22 protein-coding genes are annotated in these 21,640 nt (G+C 69.8%); 8 read left to right on the top strand and 14 right to left on the bottom strand.

Annotated elements, in window-relative coordinates:
* Nucleotides 1-10: 10 nt before the first annotated feature.
* Nucleotides 11-808 carry an ABC transporter permease gene (locus tag ACWEOE_RS18905; protein ID WP_452010589.1) on the bottom strand — a complete coding sequence of 266 codons (798 nt, stop codon included), beginning with the start codon at nucleotides 806-808 and terminating at the stop codon, nucleotides 11-13.
* Complete coding sequence (locus tag ACWEOE_RS18900; protein ID WP_452010586.1) at nucleotides 805-1,782, bottom strand: ATP-binding cassette domain-containing protein; 978 nt, start codon at nucleotides 1,780-1,782, stop codon at nucleotides 805-807. The genes ACWEOE_RS18905 and ACWEOE_RS18900 overlap by 4 nt, the downstream gene beginning before the upstream one ends.
* Before the next feature lie 184 nt (nucleotides 1,783-1,966).
* On the opposite strand from ACWEOE_RS18900, the gene ACWEOE_RS18895 reads away from it, so the two are divergent.
* Together ACWEOE_RS18895 and ACWEOE_RS18890 are read left to right on the top strand one after the other, a co-directional pair.
* Nucleotides 1,967-2,929: an endonuclease/exonuclease/phosphatase family protein gene (locus ACWEOE_RS18895; RefSeq protein ID WP_452010583.1), complete on the top strand. Its 963-nt coding sequence runs from the start codon at nucleotides 1,967-1,969 to the stop codon at nucleotides 2,927-2,929.
* On the top strand, nucleotides 2,926-3,363 hold the full coding sequence (locus tag ACWEOE_RS18890) for an acetyltransferase (RefSeq protein ID WP_452010580.1): 438 nt from the start codon (nucleotides 2,926-2,928) through the stop codon (nucleotides 3,361-3,363). Before ACWEOE_RS18895 ends, ACWEOE_RS18890 begins: the two co-directional genes overlap by 4 nt.
* Here ACWEOE_RS18890 and ACWEOE_RS18885 read toward each other — a convergent pair.
* The 4 genes from ACWEOE_RS18885 to ACWEOE_RS18870 form a co-directional block, all read right to left on the bottom strand.
* Nucleotides 3,350-4,153, bottom strand: a complete 804-nt coding sequence (locus tag ACWEOE_RS18885) for an SIR2 family NAD-dependent protein deacylase (RefSeq protein ID WP_452010579.1) — start codon at nucleotides 4,151-4,153, stop codon at nucleotides 3,350-3,352. The two genes, ACWEOE_RS18890 and ACWEOE_RS18885, sit on opposite strands and share 14 nt — an antisense overlap.
* Nucleotides 4,146-4,454: an antibiotic biosynthesis monooxygenase family protein gene (locus tag ACWEOE_RS18880; protein WP_452010577.1), complete on the bottom strand. Its 309-nt coding sequence runs from the start codon at nucleotides 4,452-4,454 to the stop codon at nucleotides 4,146-4,148. Before ACWEOE_RS18880 ends, ACWEOE_RS18885 begins: the two co-directional genes overlap by 8 nt.
* A gap of 84 nt (nucleotides 4,455-4,538) precedes the next feature.
* A complete protein-coding gene (locus ACWEOE_RS18875; protein WP_452010576.1) occupies nucleotides 4,539-4,940 on the bottom strand; it encodes a hypothetical protein in 402 nt (133 codons plus the stop codon).
* A 229-nt stretch (nucleotides 4,941-5,169) separates the two neighbouring features.
* Nucleotides 5,170-6,543: a M1 family metallopeptidase gene (locus tag ACWEOE_RS18870; RefSeq protein ID WP_452010884.1), complete on the bottom strand. Its 1,374-nt coding sequence runs from the start codon at nucleotides 6,541-6,543 to the stop codon at nucleotides 5,170-5,172.
* Nucleotides 6,544-6,658: 115 nt separating this feature from the next.
* Here ACWEOE_RS18870 and ACWEOE_RS18865 point away from each other — a divergent pair, with 115 nt between their 5' ends.
* Nucleotides 6,659-7,399, top strand: a complete 741-nt coding sequence (locus ACWEOE_RS18865) for an alpha/beta fold hydrolase (protein ID WP_452010882.1) — start codon at nucleotides 6,659-6,661, stop codon at nucleotides 7,397-7,399.
* A gap of 55 nt (nucleotides 7,400-7,454) precedes the next feature.
* Here ACWEOE_RS18865 and ACWEOE_RS18860 read toward each other — a convergent pair whose 3' ends face one another.
* The 4 genes from ACWEOE_RS18860 to ACWEOE_RS18845 form a co-directional block, all read right to left on the bottom strand.
* Complete coding sequence (locus ACWEOE_RS18860) at nucleotides 7,455-8,408, bottom strand: peptidoglycan recognition protein family protein (RefSeq protein ID WP_452010573.1); 954 nt, start codon at nucleotides 8,406-8,408, stop codon at nucleotides 7,455-7,457.
* A 120-nt stretch (nucleotides 8,409-8,528) separates the two neighbouring features.
* The gene (locus ACWEOE_RS18855) at nucleotides 8,529-9,404 is read right to left on the bottom strand and encodes an A/G-specific adenine glycosylase (RefSeq protein ID WP_452010571.1); all 876 of its coding nucleotides are present in this window, start codon (nucleotides 9,402-9,404) and stop codon (nucleotides 8,529-8,531) included.
* Nucleotides 9,405-9,428: 24 nt separating this feature from the next.
* Nucleotides 9,429-9,920 (bottom strand): beta-class carbonic anhydrase, encoded by a 492-nt coding sequence (locus ACWEOE_RS18850; protein WP_452010569.1) that lies wholly within the window; start codon nucleotides 9,918-9,920, stop codon nucleotides 9,429-9,431.
* 122 nt (nucleotides 9,921-10,042) lie between these two features.
* Nucleotides 10,043-11,143, bottom strand: a complete 1,101-nt coding sequence (locus tag ACWEOE_RS18845) for a LacI family DNA-binding transcriptional regulator (RefSeq protein WP_452010567.1) — start codon at nucleotides 11,141-11,143, stop codon at nucleotides 10,043-10,045.
* 196 nt (nucleotides 11,144-11,339) lie between these two features.
* Between ACWEOE_RS18845 and ACWEOE_RS18840 the strand changes: the two genes are divergently transcribed.
* Genes ACWEOE_RS18840 through ACWEOE_RS18830 form a run of 3 tightly spaced genes read left to right on the top strand, consistent with a single transcriptional unit; the run spans nucleotide 11,340 to nucleotide 13,984 of the window.
* On the top strand, nucleotides 11,340-12,257 hold the full coding sequence (locus ACWEOE_RS18840) for a metal ABC transporter solute-binding protein, Zn/Mn family (RefSeq protein ID WP_452010880.1): 918 nt from the start codon (nucleotides 11,340-11,342) through the stop codon (nucleotides 12,255-12,257).
* Complete coding sequence (locus tag ACWEOE_RS18835; protein WP_452010565.1) at nucleotides 12,257-13,093, top strand: metal ABC transporter ATP-binding protein; 837 nt, start codon at nucleotides 12,257-12,259, stop codon at nucleotides 13,091-13,093. Before ACWEOE_RS18840 ends, ACWEOE_RS18835 begins: the two co-directional genes overlap by 1 nt.
* Before the next feature lie 3 nt (nucleotides 13,094-13,096).
* Nucleotides 13,097-13,984 carry a metal ABC transporter permease gene (locus tag ACWEOE_RS18830; RefSeq protein WP_452010563.1) on the top strand — a complete coding sequence of 296 codons (888 nt, stop codon included), beginning with the start codon at nucleotides 13,097-13,099 and terminating at the stop codon, nucleotides 13,982-13,984.
* Nucleotides 13,985-14,006: 22 nt separating this feature from the next.
* Here the strand turns inward: ACWEOE_RS18830 and ACWEOE_RS18825 are convergent, their stop codons facing one another.
* From ACWEOE_RS18825 to ACWEOE_RS18815, 3 genes are read right to left on the bottom strand one after another with little or no spacing between them, the layout of a single operon-like run.
* Nucleotides 14,007-15,326, bottom strand: a complete 1,320-nt coding sequence (locus ACWEOE_RS18825) for an alginate O-acetyltransferase AlgX-related protein (protein ID WP_452010561.1) — start codon at nucleotides 15,324-15,326, stop codon at nucleotides 14,007-14,009.
* A 52-nt stretch (nucleotides 15,327-15,378) separates the two neighbouring features.
* Nucleotides 15,379-16,602, bottom strand: a complete 1,224-nt coding sequence (locus ACWEOE_RS18820; protein WP_452010559.1) for a DUF445 domain-containing protein — start codon at nucleotides 16,600-16,602, stop codon at nucleotides 15,379-15,381.
* Nucleotides 16,603-16,658: 56 nt separating this feature from the next.
* On the bottom strand, nucleotides 16,659-18,110 hold the full coding sequence (locus ACWEOE_RS18815) for a DUF445 family protein (protein WP_452010557.1): 1,452 nt from the start codon (nucleotides 18,108-18,110) through the stop codon (nucleotides 16,659-16,661).
* A gap of 81 nt (nucleotides 18,111-18,191) precedes the next feature.
* Here ACWEOE_RS18815 and ACWEOE_RS18810 point away from each other — a divergent pair, with 81 nt between their 5' ends.
* Nucleotides 18,192-19,295 carry a hypothetical protein gene (locus ACWEOE_RS18810; protein WP_452010555.1) on the top strand — a complete coding sequence of 368 codons (1,104 nt, stop codon included), beginning with the start codon at nucleotides 18,192-18,194 and terminating at the stop codon, nucleotides 19,293-19,295.
* 89 nt (nucleotides 19,296-19,384) lie between these two features.
* Nucleotides 19,385-20,035 carry a class II aldolase/adducin family protein gene (locus ACWEOE_RS18805; RefSeq protein WP_452010553.1) on the top strand — a complete coding sequence of 217 codons (651 nt, stop codon included), beginning with the start codon at nucleotides 19,385-19,387 and terminating at the stop codon, nucleotides 20,033-20,035.
* A 151-nt stretch (nucleotides 20,036-20,186) separates the two neighbouring features.
* On the opposite strand, the gene ACWEOE_RS18800 is transcribed toward ACWEOE_RS18805, so the two are convergent.
* Nucleotides 20,187-21,620: an MBOAT family O-acyltransferase gene (locus ACWEOE_RS18800; protein ID WP_452010551.1), complete on the bottom strand. Its 1,434-nt coding sequence runs from the start codon at nucleotides 21,618-21,620 to the stop codon at nucleotides 20,187-20,189.
* Between the last annotated feature and the right edge of the window lie 20 nt (nucleotides 21,621-21,640).

Here is a 21,640-nt window from a genome sequence, read left to right as displayed (position 1 = left end):
GTGCAGCCGTTCAGACCCGGCGGCGGTACGCCCACGTCGCCAGCGGGAAGAACACCACCACGGCGCCGACCATCCACGCCAGTGCGCCGCCGAGTGGGCCGGCGACCGCGCCGCCGTTCATCAAGCCGCGCAACGCGTTGGCCATCAGGCTCACCGGGCTGATGTCGGCCCAGGCCCGCAGCCACGACGGCATGGTGGCGGGCGACACGAACACGTTGCTGCCGAAGGTGAGCGGCATGATGAACACGAACATCAGCCCCTGCGCCGCACCCGGCGACTTCATCAGCATCCCGACGAACACCGAGCCCCAGCAGAAGCACAGCCCGAACGCCAGCACCAGCAGGATCGCGACCAGGAACTGCGCGGGGCCGGTCTCCACGCGGTAGCCCATCACCGTGGCCACGACCATCAACACGGCCAGGCACACGACGTAGCGCACGAGGTCGGCCAGCACCGCGCCGACCAGTGGCGCCGAGCGGGCGATCGGCATGCTGCGGAAGCGGTCGAACACGCCCTTGGTCACGTCGGTGTTGAGCTGCACGCCCACCGTCAGGCTCGCCTGCAGGATGTTCATCACGATCAGCCCCGGCACCAGGGCCTGAAGGTAGTTTTCGATCGAGCCGCTGAGCGCGTTGCCGAACAGGTAGGTGAACATCAGCAGGAAGATGATCGGCATCAGCGTGACATCGGCCAGCTGGTCAGGGTTCTTGCGGATTTTCAGAACTCCGCGCCAGGCCAGGGAAAGCGCGTGTTGCACGCCTTTCACCGGGCTGATGTGGCGGGGCGGTTCGAGCGCGAGCGTGGTCATGCGGGGCTCCCTTCGAGCTGTTCGTCCGCAGTGGACGGTTCGCCCGCGCGGCCGGTGAGGGCCAGGAACACCTCGTCGAGGCTCGGCAGCCGCAGCGCGAGCTCGTCGGAGGTGATGCCGGCCTCGTCGAGCTTGCGCACGAGCGTGGACAGCAGTACCGGGTCGGACACCGGCGCGGTGAGCAGACCCGTGTCGTTGTCGCGAGCCGGTCGCACGCCGGTGAGCTCGCCCAGGATGCGGGCGACGGCGTCGAGGTCGGCGAGCGACGTCGGGCGCACCTGCAGTGTCTGGCCGCCGACGCGGCGCTTGAGCTCGTCGGCCCGGCCGTCGGCGACCACGCGGCCGTGGTCGATCACGGTGATCTTGTCGGCCAGCTGGTCGGCTTCCTCCAGGTACTGCGTGGTGAGCAGCACCGTCGCGCCCTCGGCGACGAGGCCGCGGACCACGGCCCACACCTCGTTGCGGGCGTGCGGGTCGAGCCCGGTGGTCGGCTCGTCGAGGTAGAGCACCTCGGGTCGGCCGACGAGGCTCGCCGCCAGGTCGAGCCGCCGGCGCATGCCGCCGGAGTACGTGCGGATCGGGCGCTTCGCGGCGTCGGACAGCTCGAAACGTTCGAGCAGCTCTTTCGCACGAGCCCTCGCATCGGCGCGGGACAGGTCGAGCAGGCGCCCGATCAGCACCAGGTTCTCGGTGCCGTTGAGGTCCTCGTCGACTGACGCGTACTGGCCGGTGAGCCCGATCAGCGACCGCACCCGCACCGGGTCGCGCACCACGTCGTAACCCCCGACGGTGGCGTGCCCGGCGTCGGGCTTGATGAGCGTGGCCAGGATGCGCACCGCCGTGGTCTTGCCCGCGCCGTTGGGCCCGAGCACCCCCACCACCTTGCCGAACGGCACCTCCACGTCGACCCCGTCCAGCGCCCTCGTTTCCCCGAACTGCTTGACCAGGCCCTCGGCCTTGATCGCGAACGACATCGTGGTCCTCCTCCTGCTGTCGCCGTCTGGAGAACACAGTGGACGGGCGACCTGTCAGGGCGCGCACAGCAGGCTGACAGCGCCTGTCACAGGCCTGTCCGCCGCTGTCAGGGCGTGTGGAGGTGTTGTGGAGGTGCGGTGTCCTGGGGCGCGCGAAACGGGGTCGAGTCGGCATACTCGGGCCATGGTGATCAACGGCCAGGTGCGCGGCCGGCCCCGAAACCGCCTGGTCACGGGCGTGGTGCTGGTGTTCGAGGTGCCGCTGCTCGCCATCACGGCCCTGCGCACGGTCGGGTTCGACGGCGGTTGGTTCACCCTGGTGCTGCTCGCGCTCACTCCGTATGCGGTCATCTACGGAGCGCTGCTGGGTGGCATCGCGCTGGTGCTGCGCCGATGGTGGGCGGGCGCGATCGCGCTGGTGATGGCGGTCCTGCTGGCCGTGTTCGTGGCGCCGCGCGTGATGGCCGACGGGCAACCGGCCGTGTCGGGGAAGTCGCTGCGCGTGATGTCGACGAACCTCTACCTGGGCCGGGCCGACGCGGCCACCGTGGTGAAGGTGGTGCGCGACAACCAGGTCGACGTGCTGAACCTGGTGGAGCTGACGCCGGCGGAAGTGTCCGCTTTGGACAAAGCGGGGCTGTTCGGGCTGCTGCCGAACCGGGTGCTGCACCCTGCACCGGGCGCGGACGGTTCGGGCATCGTGTCGCGCTTCCCGCTCACCGAGGAGAACTACACGGGCGACTCCGCGGAGAAGCAGCCGGGCGCCGAGGCCGATCTCGGTGGCGGCACGGTGGTGGAGCTGGTCGCGGTGCACCCGCAGTCGCCCGACACCAGCGCCGGCCAGTGGGATCGCGAGATGAAGGACCTCTCGCGCGCCGTCGGCGAACACGGCCTGCGCATCCTGGCCGGCGACTTCAACGCGACGCTGGACCACGCGGCCCTGCAGACCGTGCTCTCGCGCGGCTACCACGACGCCGCCGACGAACGCGGCGCCGGCTTGCGGCCCACGTGGCCCGTGGACGCCGTGCCGGTGGTCACCCTGGACCACGTGCTGGTGGACAAGCGGGCGGCCGTCGAGGACTATCGGGTGCTGGACGTGCCCGGCACGGACCACCGGGCTGTGTATGCGGAGGTGCGGTTGCCGTGACGGTGTCCCTGCGGCCGGTTTCCGGTGCCGGCGAGTACCCCGCGCTGCTGGCGATCTGGCGCAGCTCGGTCGAGGCGACGCACGATTTCCTCACGCCGGCGGACGTCTCGTTCTTCGCCGAACGGGTGCCCGGGTACTTCCCGGGAGTCGAGATCACGGTGGCCACTGTGGACGGTGTCGCGGCCGGGTTCTCGGGCGTTTCCGAAGGCAGCCTGGAAATGCTGTTCGTGCACGCCGATCACCGCGGTGCCGGAATCGGTTCCACGCTGCTGCACAAGGCGTTCGAGGAATTTCCCGTGCTCACCGTCGACGTGAACGAGCAGAACCCGCAGGCGGTCGGGTTCTACCTGCACCACGGGTTCGAGGTCGTCGGCCGCTCGGCGACGGACTCCGAGGGCCTGCCGTTCCCGTTGCTGCACCTCAGGCGAGCTTGAGCAACGACTGCAGCGCACCGGCCGCGATCGACACGCCGCGGCCGTGGCGGACCTGCGGCTCACGCGGGTTGATGCGCACCAGCGCGCCCGACGCGGCGCTCGCCAGCTCGGCGTAGCGGCGGACGGTCGGCACGGCCTGTCCGGCACCGAGCTCGACCACGGTGAGCTCGCGTTGTTCGCGGCGCCACGCCGTGAGCTCGTCGAGCTGGGCATGACTGCGCGTGGGCACCCACTCGTAGTCGCCGAACATCAGGATGTTGGGCCGCGCGAGGCCGCCGCAGCGCGGACAGCTCGGCAGCGGCGGGCGGGCGCGCATGGTGGCTTCGTCGAGGTCCACGCGCGTTTCGCCGGCCGACCAGATCTCGTCGGTGCAGTTGCCCAGGCACTGCAGGTGGTGGATGGAACCGTGCGCCTCGGCGACGTGCGGGTAGCCCGCCTTCTGGAACTGACCATCCACATTGGACGTGAAAACCCGGACTCCGCCCGGCGTGCGCTCGCCCCACTCCTTGAGCAGCGCGAACCCCTGGTGCGGCACGGTGGCGCGGTAGAGGTCGAGCCGGTGGCCGTAAAAACCCCAGGCCAGCTCGGGGTCGTCGGCGAAGTGGCGCGGGTCGGCCAGCTCCTCAAAGCTCAGGCCGAGTTTCGCGTACGGCGGGTACGCGCGCCAGAACCCTTCGTCACCTCGGAAATCGGGCAGCCCGGAGTCGACGCCCATCCCGGCGCCGGCGCACACGAGCAGTGCGCCGGCGCCGTGGATCAGCTCAGCGGCCCTGCAGAGTTCGTCATTCACCCGGCTTCGAAGCCTGCACGACCTCGAACTCGAGCAGGCTGGCCCCGGTGGACACCGGCTTGGCGCGCTCGCCCGCGTGCGCCTCGCGCGCCGGCCCGGCCGCCCACGCCTGGTAGGCCTCCTCCGACTCCCACTTCGTGTAGACGAAGTAGCGCGTCTCGCCGGAAACCGGGCGGAGCAGCTCGAAGCCGAGGAACCCGGCCTGGTTGTCCACCGCGTGCAACCGCGCGGCGAACCGCTTCTCCAGCTCGGGGCCGGCGCCTTCGGGAACCTCGATCGCGTTGATCTTCACGACTGCCATGACTCCACCCTACTTCCGTCCCGGGTGCCGGGCGGCCCAGTACGAGGTGGCCGTCCCTCACACCTGGGTGGCGGTTGTCGAGGTTCAGCTCGACGACTCGGCGAAGGTGCTGAACCAGTAGACGGTGTTCTGGCTCCGGACTTGCCCGTCGACCGCCCGCACGGCGGAGAAGGCGCTGGTGTAGGTGCTGCCGTCCGCGCGCGTACCGCGGATGCTCAGCACCTCGGCGCCCTGCGCGTTGCCCGCGTCGGGCCTGCTGGTCGCGCCCTCCACGGCCGGCGCCACCGACGACGGCGCGGCGTGCGAGACATCCGCCCGCTCGAGCAGCTTCCGGCACATCCCCTCGTCCTGTGCGCCCGCGCGGCACAAGCCGTCGAAGTCGCGCCCCCGGACGAACCCGACCGCCCGACCGAGCAGCCCCTCTGCCTCGGCGCGCGTCGGCACCGGCAGGGCTCGCGGGGAGGTGGCCGTCCGGCCGAACCGCACCGTGGGGGTGCCTGAGACCACTAGGAGGCCGGCAGCCACCACCAGTCCGACGCTGCAAACCCACACGACGGTTCGACGTCGAAGATTGGGCACCGCTGACCTTCTCACCCTATTTGCGCAGTTGATGCATGACGCTAGGTGACAGTCTCAACCGCACGGGCTGGTTTTTTGGTCCAGATAGTTCAAAGATCAAGCGAATTCCGCATTGGACAGCTGTTGTCATGGCGACTCAAGCCCGCAACGAGCCCGGATAAAGATCCGCATCCGAAGGCAGCTTCGCCGTCCGGAACCAGTCGTCCAGGAAAGGCGTGAGGTCCTGCCCCGCCAGGTGGTTCACGAGGTGGGTGAAGTCGGACCACGACGCGTTGGCGTGGCGGTGCTGGGTGGTCCAGTCGTGGAGCAGGGTGGAGAACGGGGCGTCGCCCATGCGGCGGCGCAGGGCGTGCAGGGCGAGGATGCCCTTGTCGTACGCGGCTTCGAATTCATGGCCGACGCCGGGGTCCACGAGTTTGCGGTTCCAGAACTGGGTGTTGGCGTGCGTGATCTCGAGGGCCGCCCGGTAGCGGTTGTCGAGGTTGTCGCCTTCGTGCTCGGACCAGAGCCACTGGGCGTAGGACGCGAAGCACTCGTTGAGGCAGGTGTCGGCCCACGAGTTGAGGGTCACGGAGTCGCCGAACCACTGGTGGGCGTTTTCGTGGACGAGGGTGAGGACATTGGCCCAATTGGCGTACGTGGGGCGCGTCTGCGTCTCCAGCGAGAAGTGGATGTCCTCGGCGAGGTAGATGCCGCCCGCGGCGCTTTGGGGGTACGGGCCGAACTTGCTGCTCAGGAAGGCCAGGATGTCGCGCAGCCGGTCGCCGCTGGGCTGCTGGCCCTCCGCGCCCGGGGCGTACGCGGACACGACCGGGGTGCCGTCGGGCAGGGTGGAGCGCTTCACGGAGAACTCGTCGATCGCGATGGTGGTGAGGTAGCTCGCGATCGGGTTGGGCTCGGTCCACGTCGTGGTCGTCTTGCCGCCCGCCGAGGAGCTGCCCTGCTCACGGCCGTTGGAGATCACCGTCCAGCCGTCGGGCACGTGCGCGGTGACGGTGAACGTCGCCTTGTCACGCGGGGTTTCGTTCACCGGGTACCAGAACGCGGCCGAATGCGGCTCACCCACCATGAACGCGCCGCCGTCGGCCGAGTGGCTCCAGCCGATCTCGCTGCCGCCGTCGTGGGCCGTCTTGGCCGGGTCGCCGGAGTAGCGCACGCGCGTGCGGTAGGTGGAGCCCGCGGGCAGCGGCTGCGCCGGCGTGACGACCAGCTCGAAACCCTTCTCCCGGCTGAACTTCGCCGGCTTCCCGTCCACCTCGACCGAGGCCACGCCGAGCCCCCGCAGGTCAAGGTCGAAGCGGCTGAGGTCCTGCGTGGCCTTCGCCGTCACAGTGGTGTCGCCGTCGAGGTGGCCGCTCGCGGGGTCGTAACCGACGTCGACGTGGTAATCGAGCGCGTCGTAACCGCCGTTGCCGTCGTCGGGGTAGTACGGGTCGCCCGCGCCGCTCGCGCCCGCGGACGGGTGCAGTGGTGGCGGCGGAGCCACGGGAGCCGTGCACGCGGACAGCATCAGCACACCGGCGAGGAGGGGGACGAGCGGTCGGTGGCTGTGCATCCCTTCACCCTATGTGTTCGTGTCTACTGAGGAGACCGGCAACTTTCCAGGAGACCCAGTGCGACCAGGCTTGATCCACTTCGGCGGCGACGACACCACGGGCGTGTCGATCCTGTTGCTGCACGGCCTCATGGGCCGCGCCCGCACGTGGTGGCCGGTCGCCCAGTGGCTCAAGCGCTACGGCTCGGTCCACGCCCTCGACGCCCGCGGCCACGGCCGGGCCCCGCACCGCGGCCCGTGGACCACCGAGCAGTTCACCGACGACATCGCCGAGGTGCTGACCGAAATCGGCCCTTCCGTCCTGATCGGCCACTCGATGGGCGGCCTCCACGCGTGGGCCACCGCGGCGAAGCACCCCGACCTGGTCCGCGCCGTCGTGAGCGAGGACTTCGCGCCCGACCAGCGCGGCCGCACCGTGGAGACGTGGCGCGGGTACTTCGACAGCTGGCCCGTGCCGTTCGAATCGCTCGCCCACGTGCGCGCGTTCTTCGGCACGGCCGGCGACTACTTCACCGAATGCGTCGAGGAACGCGAAGACGGCTACCACCTCATCGCGGACCTGGAGAACCTCTACGAGATCGCCGCCGAATGGGGCCGTCGCGCCTATTGGTCCTTTGTGGACGAAATCACCTGCCCGCTGCTGCTCGTCGAAGGCGAGCACACGGCCATGCCGGCGGGCCAGCAGGCCCAAGTGGCGAAGCGGGTGCCCGGCGCGAAACACCTGGTCGTGCCCCGTTCAGCGCACCTGCCCCACGCCGAGGCGCCGCTGATCTACCGCGGCGCCGTGGAAGCGTTCCTCGCGGGGCTGTAGCGAGGCCGACAGGTCACGTGCACCGCCCTCGCTGGTGCGCGTGACCTGCCGGGGGTCAGCGCGCGAGCGCCACCCGCCACGCGGCCGCGGACCGGCCCGGCGGCACGATGAGCGGCCACACGTCCGACCCGAGAAACCCCGTCTCGTCCACAGCCCGGGCCGCCGTGCAGCTGTCGCGCGACAATCCGTGTGCCGAAGCCAGCTTCGCCACAGCGTCCTTTGTGGACGCGCCGAACACCCCGTCGGTCGGCACGTCGTACCCCGACGAACGCAGGAACCGTTGCGCCGTCAGCACCTGAGGCCCCACCGCGCCCGGCTTCAGCAGCGGCCACTCCGGCACGTCCGCCCGCGCCGCCGCCACGCCGAGCACCTGCCCGACGGCCGTCCGCAGCTCGGGAAGCCGGTCGTAGAGCACCTGCCCGCAGCACTCGGTCGAGTTGAAATCCCGGTGCCCCTTGATGAAACTCGGCGAAATGCCGTACTGGTCGGCGATGTAGGCCACCATCGACACCAGCGAAGTCCACAACGCCGCCGGCACGTCCACCGTGCTGTACAGGCCCTCGTTCTCGATGCCGATGCACTCGCTGTTGTGGTTGCCCACGTTCGCGCCCTGCACGTGCTGCCGGCCGCCCCGCAGGATTTCCAGGCTCCGGTGGCGCCCCTCGGTCACGTAGCCGCCGCGGCTGTTCGTGAACTGCTGGCCCGTGTCGATCCAGCCGCGGGTGTCCATGTGGAAGTTCTGGATGTCGCGCGAGATCTGCAACGCGTGTGCCAGCGAGTAGTCGGTGTTGTTGCCCGGGTCGACGGTGTGGTGCACCACGATGTACGTCGGCTTGTGGTTCTCCACCACGATGGCGCCCGTGGCGGGCCGCGCGTTCCACTCGGACGTCGGGTGGATCTTCGGTGCCGTCACGGCCGCCGCGGAACGGGCCGCGACCAGGCCCAACGCGCCGGCCGCGGTGACCGTGAGCCCGCTCTTGAGCACGGCACGGCGAGTGGCTTCCCCCATGCGAATCTCCTCCGCCGGAACAGCGCCGCAACAGCGCACGTCGGGGGAAAGCTAACCCGCCGCGGAGCTCAAGACAACATTTTGCCGACTTTCGTCGTACCGGGTGAGAACCCGGCGGAGTCAGTCTTCACCCGGCAGGGCGAACAGCCCACTGTCTGTCTGCTCCAGCAACCCGTCGACGAGCAGCGAGTCGAGGCACCGGTCGCGCTGCCCGGCCTCGTGCCACACGATGTCCAGCCGCGCCTTCTCGACCGGTCCTTCGCTGCCGCGCAGCACGTCGAGCAGCAGGCCCCGCACCTGGCGGTCGGTGCCCGCGAACTTCTGCACGGGCTTGGCCGGCCCGGCGTACTCCGGTCGGCCGTTGTGCTGCCAAGCGCACGTGTCGAACACGGGACAGTCGGCACAACGCGGCCCCCGCGCGACGCAGATCAGCGCCCCGAGCTCCATCAACGCGGCCGACATCTTCGCCGCCGGCCCGTCTTCGGCCGGCAACAGCGCCTCGACGTCGGCCATGTCACGGGTGTTCGACGCCGGGCCCGCGTCCCCGGCGCCGTGCACGGCCCGCGCGACCACACGCCGCACGTTCGTGTCCACGACCGGCGCCCGCTTGCCGTACGCGAAAGCCGCCACGGCCCGCGCGGTGTAAGCGCCGATGCCCGGCAATGCGAGCAAGGTGTCCACATCGGACGGCACGACGTCACCGTGCTCGGCCGCGATCACCGTGGCCGCGGCGTGCAGCCGCAGGGCGCGGCGCGGATAGCCGAGCTTGCCCCACGCCCGCACCACCTCGCCGGTCGTCTGGGCGGCCAGCGCCGAGGGCACAGGCCAGCGCGCCATCCACTCCAGCCAGATCGGCTGCACCCGCGCGACCGGCGTCTGCTGCAGCATGATCTCGCTCACCAGCACGCCCCACGCGGAGCAGTCCGGTTCCCGCCACGGCAGGTCCCGCCCGTGCGTGTCGAACCAGTCGATCAGAACGTCCGCGTCCACAGCCACGCCGACCATTGAAACCGACGCGCGTCAGACGACCTCGGTCAGGCTTCCCTTGTCGATGTCGAGCACGTACCCGCGCACCTTGTCGCGGTGCGGCAGGAAGTCGCTGCGCCGCACGCGTTCCACGCCCCGGCGCACGCTGGCCTCGACGTCGTCGAACGCCTCTACCGACCACGTCGGCCGCACGCCGGAAGCCTGTTCGAGCTCGTCCTTGAAGCCGTCCTCGGTCACGGTGGAGACCCCGCACGAGGTGTGCTGCACGACCAGCACCTCTTCGGTGCCGAGCTTGTGCTGGGAAAGCGCGAGCGAGCGGATCACGTCGTCGGTGACCACGCCGCCGCCGTTGCGCAGCACGTGCACCTCGCCGGGCTCGAGGCCGAGCAGCGAGTAGACGTCGATGCGCGCGTCCATGCAGGTCAGCACGGCGGCCTTCAGGGTCGGGACGGCCGTCGCGCCCTCGGGCGGCGGCACGGGGCCGCGGCTGGTGTGGCGCTGGAACAACTCGTCAGCGGAGGTCATGGTCACCTTTCGGCCACGCTTCCCCGGCTACGCGGGCGGTCCCTCCCATGCAACCCGCTCGCGGCGCGGCTCACAACGCGATGGGGGCGAAGTCACGGGAAACAGTGCCGCCGAAAGCCGGCTCAGCCCCCAAACCACGGCTCCTCGACGGTCCGCGGCGGCGCCGACGTGCGTCCGATCCGCAGCTCGGTCGGCAGCGTGATCACCTTCGGGCCCACGCGCTCGGCCGAGCCGAGCAGCAGCCGACCGGCGACCTTGCCCTTTTCCAGCACGGGCTGGTGCACGGTCGTGAGCCCGAGGCGTTCGGCTTCGGCAATGCCGTCGAAGCCGGTCACGGTGAGGTCGAGCGGCACCCGAAGGCCCCGGCGTTCGGCCTCGGCCAGCGCGCCGAGCGCGAGGATGTCCGACGTGCAGATCACGGCCGTGACCTGCGGATACGCGTCGAGCAGCTGGCGCGCGGCCGAAGCGCCGTCGTCGACGGTGTGGTCGAAGCGCTCGACCACGGGCACGGTGGCCCAGTCGACACCCGCGGCGGAGAACGCCGTGGCCAGCGCTTCGAGGCGGATGCGCTGCACGTGGAAGTGGGCGCTGCTCTGGCGCTGCGCCGTCACGAAGTCGTCGTTGCGTTCGCGCGCCAGCCGCATGCACAGCACGCCGACCTGGCGGTGGCCGAGGGAGACGAGGTGCTCGGCCAGGCGCGTGACGGCGGCCGCGTCGTCCGGGCCCACGCGGTCCACGCCTTCCAGGCGCGGCTGATCGATGATCACCGTGGGGACCGGTCGTTCCATCACGGCGGCCAGGTGCGGGTCGTCGTCGGGCACGGAGTAGACGACAAAACCGTCGACGCCCGCGCGGTGCACGGCGGCGACGTCTTCGCGACCGGGGCTCGCGGGCACCAGGTGCAGGCCGACCCCCGCGTCCTCGCAGGCGAGGGCGAGGCCTTCGAGCACACCGACCGCGGCCGGGTCACGGAACGCGTACGACAGGTTCTCGGTCAGCAGCAGCCCGACGGCCCCGGCTCTGCGGGTGCGCAGCGAGCGGGCGACGGGGTCCGGGCCGGGGTAACCGAGGCGGCGCGCAGTCTCGAGAATGCGCCGGCGCAATTCGGGAGACAGCTGGTCGGGGCGGTTGTAGGCGTTGGACACGGTGGTCCTGGACACCCCGAGCTCCGCCGCCAGCGACGCCAGTGTCGCCTGCCTCCGGGTGCGAATAGGACGGCCCATCCGCAAACCGTAACGGTTCAGATCGTTTTCCTGAAGCAACACCCCTGTGGTGAGTGTCTCGATCCGCTGAGTGACGGAGAGGGCCTCTGCCACCCGGTCGAGCACCCCTTGTCCTTCGGATGGGGTAAGGTGAAACTGACAACGATTTCCATTAGCTGATCGGTTCGACCCAGGAGAGTCTTCGATGAGTTCCCGCCTGAGTACCCGCCGCACCCGCAGCGTGCTCGCCGCCGCCTCGGTTCTGACCGTGTTCGCGCTCAGCGCGTGTTCGGGCACCGACTCGGGCGGCTCCGGCACCGGTTCCGGCACGGGGTCCACGGGGCAGATCAACGTCGTCGCCGCCACGGACGTGTGGGGCAGCGTCGTGTCGGCCGTCGGTGGGGACAAGGTGGCTGTCAAGTCGATCATCCACGACCCGAGCGCCGATCCGCACTCGTACGAGTCCACTGCGGACGACGCGCTGGCGGCCAAGAACGCGCAGCTCACCCTCGCCAACGGCGGCGGTTACGACGAGTTCTTCGGCAAGCTCGCCGACCAGGCGTCGAACGCGAAGAAGCTGGTGGCCTACGACATCGCCGCGACCGGCGACGAGAACGAGCACGTGTGGTTCGACCTGCCGGGCGTCGACAAGGTTGCCGACCAGGTCGCGGCCGCGCTCGGCGCGATCCAGCCGGCGTCGAAGCAGACCTTCGACGACAACGCCAAGGCGTTCAAGGGCCAGGTCGACGCGCTGGTGAAGAAGGTGACCGACCTCGGCGCCGCGCACCCGGGCACCAAGGTCGTGGTGACCGAGCCCGTGGCGCACTACCTGCTCGAAACCGCGAAGATCACCGACTCGACGCCGAAGGCCTTCTCCGACGCGGTCGAGAACGACACCGACGTGCCCGCCGCCGCCGTCAGCGACTTCACCCAGCTCATCAAGTCCAAGCAGGTCAAGGCGCTGATCAACAACGTGCAGACGGTGACGCCGCTGACCCAGCAGGTGGTGTCGGACGCGAAGTCGTCCGGGGTCGCGGTGGTCGACGTGGCCGAGACGCTGCCCGCCGACGTCACGGGTTACATTGACTGGATGACCAAGGAAGTGGACTCGCTGTCCGGGGCTCTGAACAGCTGATGTCCGCCGCGCTCTCGACGGTTCGCCCCGCGGTTCGCGTCCGCGGGGCGGGCCTGGCGTTCGGCAGCCGCACCTTGTGGTCCGGTCTCGACCTCGACGTCGAGCAGGGCGAGTTCCTCGCGATCCTCGGCCCCAACGGTTCCGGGAAGAGCAGCCTCCTCAAGGCGTTGCTCGGCATGCAGAGCCTCTCGGCCGGCACGGTCGAGATCGCCGGCGGCCGCCCGGGCGGCGCCAACCGCAAGGTCGGTTACATCCCGCAGCAGCGCGCGATCGACGACGGCCTCACCCTGCGCGGCGTCGACCTGGTGGGCCTCGGTCTCGACGGCCACCGCTGGGGCCCGGGCCTGTTCGGCGGCCGGGAACGCCGGCGCCGGGTCGCGGAAGCGATCGAGGCCGTCGGTGGCACCGCGTACGCGAAGCAGCCGATCGGGCGGCTTTCCGGCGGTGAGCAGCAACGCCTCCGGGTGGCGCAGTCGCTGGTCGGTGACCCGTCGGTGCTGCTGTGCGACGAACCGCTCCTTTCGCTCGACCTCGCGCACCAGCGCGCCGTGAGCGAGCTGATCGACCGGCGCCGCCGCACGGCCGACACCGCCGTGCTGTTCGTGACGCACGAGATCAACCCGGTGCTGCCGTTCGTCGACCGGGTGGTGTACCTGGTCAACGGCTCGTTCCGCATCGGCAAGCCCGACGAGGTGATGAACTCCGAGACGCTGTCCGAGCTGTACGGCACGCGTGTCGAGGTGCTGCGTGTCGGCGGGCAGATCCACATCGCGGGTGCGCAGAGCCACTTGTGCGAAGACCAACCGCACCACCACGAGCAGGAAGCAGTGGGCTGAGCCTTGGACGGCATGTTCGACTTCGCCAAGACGTGGGAGCTGATCACCGAGCTGCCGGGAGTGCAGACAGCGCTCATCGCCGCCGCCGTGCTGGGCCTGGTCGCCGGGATCCTCGGCCCGCTGATCGTGATGCGCCGAATGTCCTTCGCCGTGCACGGCACGTCGGAACTCGCCTTCACCGGCGCGGCCGGCGCCCTGCTGCTCGGCATCGGCGTCGAGTACGGCGCCCTGCTGGGCGCCGTGGCCGCCGCGCTGCTGCTCGGCATCCTCGGCACCCGCGACGCGGACCGCGATTCCGTGATCGGCGTGATCCTGTCGTTCGGCCTCGGCATGGGGGTGCTGCTGCTGTCGTTCTACAAGGGACGGTCGGCCAACAAGTTCGGCATCCTCACCGGCCAGATCATCACGGTGGACTCGACCAACCTCACGGCGTTGGTCATCTCCGCGGTCGCCGTGCTGGCCGTGCTCGCGTGCGTGTACCGGCCGCTGCTGTTCGCGAGCGTGGACCGCAACGTCGCCGTCGCGCGCGGGGTGCCGGTGAAGTCGTTGACCGTGGTGTTCGCGCTGCTGGTCGGCGTGGCCACGGCGTTGAGCGTGCAGATCGTCGGGTCGCTGCTGGTGGTCGCACTGATGGTCACGCCCGCCGCGGCCGCCGCCCGCGTGACGGCCAGCCCGCTGCGCGCGACGGTGCTGTCGGTGATCTTCGCGGAGGTCTCGGCACTCGGCGGCATCGTGCTGTCGCTCGCCCCGGGCAAACCGGTGAGCGCCTTCGTCACGGCGATCTCGTTCCTGATCTACCTCGTGTGCCGCGTGATCTCCTGGGTGCGCGAACGGCGGACGGGCGTGCGCGCGACCACGCCGCCGGTGTCGAAGCCCGCGCCCGTCGGCTGAGTTCCGACGTCGGCCCGGGTGATCAGCTCACCGGGTGGGCGGCCATCGCCGTCTTCACCGACGCGATGAAGCCGTCGTTCGTGAACGGCACGAGGCCGCCGACGACGTTGCGTTCCACGGCCTGCAGCACGACCACCCGCGAGCTCACGAGCTCGTTGACCGCGGCCGTCTGCGGGGTCTTGTCGGTGGAGTAGGCGAGGTAGGTCAGGTTCGTGAACGCCGCGGAGAGGTAACGCGAGGACGCGAGGCTGAACGAGTCGCCGTAGATCAGCGTGGGCTGGGCGATCGTGCCGGGCAGGGGCGCCGAGGTGCGGTGCACCGGAGTGTCGATGTTGGAGATGAAGCCGGCCGCGCGGTCGGTGACGCCGTCGGGCTCGAGGGTGTACTGCGTGTTCGACTTGGTGCCCGATTTGCCGAGCAGCAGCGGCAGGTCGGCGACGCCGTCGTACTCGCCGTCCGGAGTGGACTGCCAGCCCGTGGTGACGCCGGGCTGCACCGCCTCGGCGAGCGCGCGCGTGAGGACGAGGCCGCCTTCGTCGCGCCAGTGCGTGTCGTTCGAGGCGTAGATCGGGTGGCCGACGCGGGCGGCGGACGCGGCGAGGGCCGGACGCAGGTCGAGCGAGTGGCCGGCGGTGGTCATCTTGGCCCAGTCGTTCGGCGCGGCGGCCTCGGAGCAGTCCTTGCCCGGGAAGCTGTCGGGGAGGAACTGGGGCACCATCGTCGTCTTGTCCGGCGTGACCACGAAGACGAACTTGCGCCCGGACGCCTCGACGGCGGTGCGCAGCTCGTCGATCTTCTTGAGCGTGGTGTCGAGGTCCTGCGTGGGCGTGCACTTCGCCTCGGCGTCGTAGCCGAAGTACAGCCAGCCGTCGAGGCCCTGCACGACCTTGCGGTAGCCGGCCTGGTTGCTGCCGGGCAGGCTCGGCGCGGTGGTGCCCGCGTTGGGCGCGCCCGGCTGCTGCAGTGGCGGCGCGGGGATCGGGCCCGAGTTCGACGACGAACCCTGGTCGAGCGGGGCGTCCTCGCCGAAGACCCCGCGGCTGATGCCGTCGGCCGCGTTGATGGCGCTCGCGCGGAACGACAGCTGGTCGACGGCCCACGTGGGCAGGCTGGTGAAGAAGCCAAAACCGTCTCCGATGCTGGGGAAACCCGCGAGCTTGTGGTTCTCGATCTCGGTCGGGCGCACCCCGAACACCCACAGCAGCGTGGGCGTGGTGAAGAACAACAGCGCGCAGACCAGCGCCGTGAGCTGGCGCTTGCCGTGCCGCGGACGGTGCAGTGCGTGCTCACGGGGCAGGTACGCCTCGTGGACGGCCGGCAGCTGAGAGGATTCGAACGCCACTGGATCACGGTAGCCACTTCGGGTGAACGAGGTGTGGGCAACCACCGAAAAGTCAGCCGAGCATGAGCAGGACCTGCAGCTCACCGACGATGAATCCGATCACACCACCCACGGCGATGAGCTTCCACTCGTCCTGGCGGAACGCCGGGCGCAGCAGGCCTTCGAACTCGACCGGCGTCAGCGCGAGCATGCGTTGCTCGATGACCTTGGCGACGTCCATCGCCTCCGTGAGGTAACCCTCGGCGTGGCGGACGGTTCGCGGCAGCTCGGCCAGCGCCCGCTGCGCGGCCTCGCGCTTCATCTCCTGCAGCCGGCGCCCGCCCACGGCCAGGGTGAGCACGGGTTTCGCGAGGCTGGCCTGCTCGTCGACGGCGTGGCCCACCGCGCGTTCGACCATCGCGACCAGCCGGTCGGACTTCGGGCCGCGCAGCAGGGCGTCGAGCAGGTTGGCCGTGGTCAGGACCTCGTCGGCGATCAGCTCGCCGTACTGGCGCGCCACCTCGGCTCGGCGGCGCTGGAACTTTCCCTGCAGGATCACGCGGCCCACCCGCACGGGCTCGCGGGGCAGGAAGATCATCTTGATCGCGAGCCAGTCGGTGAACAGGCCGATGCAGCCGCCGAAGATCGGCAGCACGAGCGGCTGGCGCGTCAACGCCCACACGATCGCTTGCACCACGCCGAGGCCGAAGCCGAAGAAGATGCCGGCGCGGGCGATGAACGCCATCTCGGGACGGGAGGTCTCGCGGATCAGCCGCACGAGCAGGGCTTTGTCGCGGGTGAGGCTTTCGACGGTCATGTGCCGCACGTCGAGCACTTCGTCGAGGTTGTCGCGCACGTCCTCGAGGAACTCGCGCACGAGCCGCGGTGCATTGGCCTGCACCTGCTTGATCAGCATTTCCTGCGCGAGCGTCGGCAGCACCTCCCACAGGCGCGGGTGGTGCTCGCGCAGCACGTCGCGGGCGATGGCGTCGACGGCTCGCAACAGCGGCTGTTCGAGCCGGCGTGTGACGATGACCGGGTCGATCTTCCCGAAGATCTCCTTGAGGTCGAGCAGGTTCGTGGTGAGCAGGTCGGTGGCGATCGCGGCCATGCGGCCCCCGTGCTTGGGCACCACGCCCTGCCAGCCGAGGAACGGTTTGATCCCGACGAACTCCAGCGGGCGGAACATCATCTCGATCGCCACGCGCTTGGTCACGTAGCCGATGAGCGCGGCGATGAACGGCATCGTGGCGTAGACCGGCCAGTGCCGCGCGAGGTCGTCGAGGACAGCGTCCAAACCCGGCTCCTCCCGCTCAGGGCTGAACGGTATCGCAGTTGCCGGGCGCTCGGGATTCAGTGCAGCAGGGCCAGTGCCTGCAGTTCGCCGACCAAGCCGCCGATGACGGCGCCGACGGCGATCAGCTTCCATTCGTCCTGCCGGAACGCCGGGCGCAGCAGCTGTTCGAATTCCAGCGGCGTGAGCCGGCGCATCCGGTCCACGATCGTGTTGCGCACGTCGAGCGCGTTCACCGCGTAGTCCTCGGCGTGGCGGATCGTCTCCGGCACGCGCCGCGCGGCTTGCGTCGCGGCGGCCTGCTTCATTTCCTGGAACCGTCTCGTGCCCACCGCGATCGCGACGAACGGTTTCACCACGCTCGCCTGCGCGTCGATCGTCTTCTGCACTTCGCGCGTGATCATGGTGAACAGCCGATCGGACTTCGGGCCGCGCAGCACGGCTTCGAGCAGGTTGGGCACGGTGATGATCTCGCGCGCGATCATGTCGCCGTAGTCGGCGGCGACCTGGTCGCGCCGTTTCTGGAACACGCCCTGCCAGGTGTAGAGGCCGAAGAAACGTTTCGGCTCGCGGGGCAGGAAGATCATCTTGAGCGCGAGCCAGTCGGTGAACCAGCCGATGCCGAGACCGAACAGCGGCAGCACGATCGGTGATTTCGTGACCGTCCACACGAGCAGCTGCACACAGCCGAGAACAAAGCCGAACACGATTCCCGAGCGGGCGATGAACTGCATTTCCGGCTTCGAGATGTCCCGGATCAGGCGGTTGAGGAGCGCTTTGTCGCGCACGAGATTTTCAACGACCATGTGCTGGAGGTCGAGCACGTCTTCGATGTTCGCGGCGATTTCACGCATGATCTTCGTGATGGCGCGCGGCGCTTCGGCCTGCACGCGCTTGAGCAGCAGCTGCTGCGCGGTGGTGGGCAGCACCTCCCACAGCCGCGGCTGGTAGGTCTCCATCACCTCGCGCGTGACGTCTTCCACGACGTCGAGGAGCGGCTCCTCGATCTCCTTGGCGACCTGCTCGGGATCGAGGCGCGCGAAGATCTCCTTCGGGTCGACGAGGTTCGTGGTGAGCATGGTGGTGGCCGTGGTCGCCATGCGCACCGCGTTGGCCGGCAGCACGCCCTGCCACCCGAGAAACGGTTTGACACCCACGAATTCGACCGGCCGGAACATCATCTCGATCGCCGCGCGCTTGGTGACGTAGCCGATCAGGGCGGCGACGAACGGCGTCGTGGCGTAGACCTGCCAGTGGTGCACCGCGCCGTCCTCCCCGTGTCGCGCTAGGCGCACGGTAGCGGCCGACGGCCGGTTTGCCGGGGAGCCGCGTCGGACGTTCACCCGGTCCGGGGCGGTTCGGCTGAAGATCGACGGCCGTGGCGGAGCGGTGCCTTTTATTCGACGGGTGGGCGCCTTTTCGACCGAAGATCGATCCGGTGACTGTCCACTCTGGTCTCCGAGCGTTTCCGCGGTGTTCGCCCGGTTGTCGCCGCTCGGCGGCAATGCCATGAGTGACCGGGCGTTGCGCGTTTGGTAATGCAGCCGTTTGGCGGTACGTAAGGACGGACCTGCCCTCACTAAGGTGGCCCGATGGTCGCGCCTGAGAAGTCCGATGCCACTCCCAAGAGCGCCCCGTTCGCAGTCGCGGTCAGGGGTTATGACAAGCGCCAAGTCGACGAGCGGCTCACCGCGCTCGGCCGCGAGCTGAGGGAAACTTCCCACAGCCGCGACGAGGCCATCGCGACGGCCGGCGAGCTGTCCAAGGCCCTCACCACCACTCAGAACGAGCTTTCCGAGACGAAGGCCGCCCTCGTGCGCCTGAGCTCGAGCCCGTCGGGCGCGGGTGCCATGGCCGAGCGCGTGCGCATGATGATGCAGCTCGCCGAGGAGGAGATCGCCGACCTCCGCGCCGCCGCCGAGGCCGACGCCGAAGCCACCCGCGCCGAGGCCGACAAGTACGCCCACGAATCCCAGCGCACCCTCGAACGCCTCGGCAAGGAAGCGGAAGCCGAACGCGAACGGCTCATGTCCGAGGCTCAGGCGGACATCGCGTCGCGCATCGCCGCCGCCGAGGCCGACATCGACGCCCGCACGGCGGCGGCGGACGCCGACATCGAGCGCCGCACCGTCGCTGCGGACGAGGACATCGCTTCCCGGACGGCCGCGGCCAACGAGGACATCGCCACGCGTACCGCGGCTGCGGATGAAGACATCGCGACGCGCACGGCCGCTTGCGACGAGGACATCGCCACGCGCACCGCGGCGGCGAACGAGGACATCGCGACGCGCACGGAGGCCGCCGACCGCGCCCGCACGGAGGCCGACGAAGCCGCTCTCCGCGCCCGTACCGAAGCCGACGAGGCCGCCACGCGCGCCCGCACCGAGGCCGACGCCGCCGCCGAGGCTGCGTCTGCCGCCGCCCGCGCCGAAGCCGACCGCGCCGCGTCCGAGGCGATCGCCGCCAAGCAGTCGCAGACGGACCTCGCGCTCGCCGACGCCCTCCGGAAGCAGACCGAGGCCACCGAGGCCCGCACCCTGGCCCTCGACCTGCGCGCCAAGGTTGCGGACCGGCTCGCCGCCACCAACGTCGCCGTGCAGGAAGCCCTCCGGCTCCTCAACCCGGCCGACCAGGCGGCGACGGAGCCCTTCCTCGAATCCGCCGAGGCCGAGGACTCGGCTCCCGCCACTCGCTGATTCCCTGTCCATTTTCGCGGGCCCACCCGATTTCGGTGGGCCCGCCTTTTCTTGTTGTCCACCGGCCCGATTTCGCGCAGGCTCACCCCATGATCCTCGAGGAAGAACGCTCGGCCCTCTGCGACCACGCCCGCCGCATGGCCTCCGACGGCCTGGTCGTCGGCACCTCCGGCAACCTCTCCATCCGCGACGGTGCCCTGATCGCCGTCACCCCCACCGGCGTCCCGTACGACACCCTGCGTCCCGCCGACATCCCCGTCGTGGACCTGACCGGGGCGGCCGTCGAGGGCGAGCTGAAGCCGACCAGCGAACTCCCGATGCACCTGGCGATCTACCGCAGCGCGGAAGATCCCGACGGTGCTGAGGTGGGTGCGGTCGTCCACACGCACTCCGGCCACGCCACCGCCGCGTCCACCCTGGTGGACGAACTCCCGGCGATTCACTACATGACGGCCACCATCGGCCCGACCATCCGCGTCGCCCCCTATGCGACCTACGGGACCACCGCGTTGGCCTCGCACATGCTCACGGCGCTGTCCGCCCGCCGCGGCTGCCTGCTGGCCAACCACGGCACCATCACTTACGGCACAACGCTCGCTGCGGCTTACGACCGCGCGCGGCAGCTGGAGTGGCTTTGCCAGGTGTGGTTGCTGGCCCGTTCCGTCGGAACACCGCGCCTTTTGCCGGCGGAGGAGATCGGGGTGGTGGTGGAGAAGTTGAGGGGTTATGGGCAGCGGTGAATCATAGGGTGTGACGCAGTTGTTTGATGCCGCGGAGAATGCGTGCGCGGTTTTTCGGGGCTTTGAGCCACGGTGGCAGCTTTGCGACCTCGAAGTCCCGATCGGTCAGGCCGTGGTCGCGAAACCGTTCCTGTTCGGGCGCCATCCGCGATCAGAATTGGTAGTACAAGAACGGACTGAACGTCCCCGTCGCCACCAGGATCGCCGCGTAGACCAGGCCCGCGGTCATCACGCCGACGCGCAGGGCCGTGGCCGGGCGGGTGCGGGAGGCCTCCAGCAGCGGGCCCGTGACCGGGTGCGCCGGGAGCACGAACACGGTCAGCGCCAGGAGCAAGATCACCAGCCGCTGGTTCGTCAGGGCGCTGGAGACCACGTCGCCGAGGCCGCCGAAGTCCGGGAGGAGCATGTGGCCGATCATGCTGAGCGCGTGGGGCAGGTCGGTGGAGCGGAAGAGCACCCAGCCGAACACCACGAGCACCAGGGTGAGCACGCGGCGGGCGATGCGGGCGGCCGGGCGTGCGGGGGTGGTGCCCCAGTTGAAGCGACGTTCGATGACCAGCAGGGCGCCGTGGTAGCAGCCCCAGACCAGGAACGTCCACTGCGCGCCGTGCCAGAAGCCCGTGAGGACGAAGACGATGCAGAGGTTGCGGTAGGTCTTGCCGGCGCCGGAGCGGTTGCCGCCGAGGGGGATGTAGACGTAGTCGCGGAACCAGCGGGACAGGGACATGTGCCAGCGGCGCCAGAACTCCGTGATGGTCACCGACGAGTACGGCCGCGCGAAGTTCTCCGGCAGGCGGAAGCCGAGCATGCGCCCGAGGCCGATGGCCATGTCCGAGTAGCCGGAGAAATCGAAGAACAGCTGCAGCGTGTAGCCGATGGCGCCGAGCCAGGCCGTCGCGAAGGTCATCTGGTCGGGGGGCGTCGAGAAGCACGCCTCGACCATCGGGCTGAGCGAATCGGCGACGATCGACTTCTTGCACAGCCCCAGCGCGAACCGCGGAAAGCCCGCCGCGATGTCGTCCAGCCGGTGCGACCGCTGCTGCGGCAACTGGTCCGCGATCTCGCGGTACCGCACGATCGGCCCCGCGATCAGCTGCGGGAACATCGCGATGTACGCCGCGAACGACACCGGGTTGCGCAACGCGCGCCGTTCTCCGCGGTAAATGTCCACGACGTACGAAATGTGGTGGAACGTGTAGAACGAGATCCCGATCGGCACCACGATGCTCGCGACCCCGACGTCACCCCCGAACCAATGCGCGACGGCCGCGATCTGCTGCGTCGCAAAACCCGCGTACTTCCAGATCACGAGCACCAGCACGTCGAGGGTGACCAGCCCGATGAGCAGCCGCTTGCGCCGCTTGCCGTTCACGTCCCACGGGCTCGGCTCGAGCGCCCGCCCGGCGAGGAAGTTGACCGCCATGCACCCCAGCAGCAGGAACACGTACGGCCCGGCGCCGATGGTGTAGAACAGCAGGCTCGCCACCGCGACGATGCCGTTGCGCCAGCTGCGCGGGCACACCAGCACCGCGACCAGCACCGCGGGCATGAAGTACCACAAGAACAGCGGCGAAACGAACGACATCGGTGATGGGCCCCCTCGGT

Source organism: Amycolatopsis sp. NPDC004368 (genome assembly GCF_053602515.1).
This window is presented reverse-complemented; position numbering and strand designations above follow the sequence as displayed.

Bases quoted from the DNA above. Each gene is read 5' to 3' on its own strand.
- ACWEOE_RS18905 (WP_452010589.1), bottom strand. From the start codon at position 808: ATGACCACGCTCGCGCTCGAACCGCCCCGCCACATCAGCCCGGTGAAA.
- ACWEOE_RS18900 (WP_452010586.1), bottom strand. From the start codon at position 1,782: ATGTCGTTCGCGATCAAGGCCGAGGGCCTGGTCAAGCAGTTCGGGGAA.
- ACWEOE_RS18895 (WP_452010583.1), top strand. From the start codon at position 1,967: ATGGTGATCAACGGCCAGGTGCGCGGCCGGCCCCGAAACCGCCTGGTC.
- ACWEOE_RS18880 (WP_452010577.1), bottom strand. From the start codon at position 4,454: ATGGCAGTCGTGAAGATCAACGCGATCGAGGTTCCCGAAGGCGCCGGC.
- ACWEOE_RS18870 (WP_452010884.1), bottom strand. From the start codon at position 6,543: ATGCTGTCCGCGTGCACGGCTCCCGTGGCTCCGCCGCCACCACTGCAC.
- ACWEOE_RS18860 (WP_452010573.1), bottom strand. From the start codon at position 8,408: ATGGGGGAAGCCACTCGCCGTGCCGTGCTCAAGAGCGGGCTCACGGTC.
- ACWEOE_RS18850 (WP_452010569.1), bottom strand. From the start codon at position 9,920: ATGACCTCCGCTGACGAGTTGTTCCAGCGCCACACCAGCCGCGGCCCC.
- ACWEOE_RS18845 (WP_452010567.1), bottom strand. From the start codon at position 11,143: ATGGGCCGTCCTATTCGCACCCGGAGGCAGGCGACACTGGCGTCGCTG.
- ACWEOE_RS18835 (WP_452010565.1), top strand. From the start codon at position 12,257: ATGTCCGCCGCGCTCTCGACGGTTCGCCCCGCGGTTCGCGTCCGCGGG.
- ACWEOE_RS18815 (WP_452010557.1), bottom strand. From the start codon at position 18,110: ATGGCATTGCCGCCGAGCGGCGACAACCGGGCGAACACCGCGGAAACG.
- ACWEOE_RS18810 (WP_452010555.1), top strand. From the start codon at position 18,192: ATGGTCGCGCCTGAGAAGTCCGATGCCACTCCCAAGAGCGCCCCGTTC.
- ACWEOE_RS18805 (WP_452010553.1), top strand. From the start codon at position 19,385: ATGATCCTCGAGGAAGAACGCTCGGCCCTCTGCGACCACGCCCGCCGC.
- ACWEOE_RS18800 (WP_452010551.1), bottom strand. From the start codon at position 21,620: ATGTCGTTCGTTTCGCCGCTGTTCTTGTGGTACTTCATGCCCGCGGTG.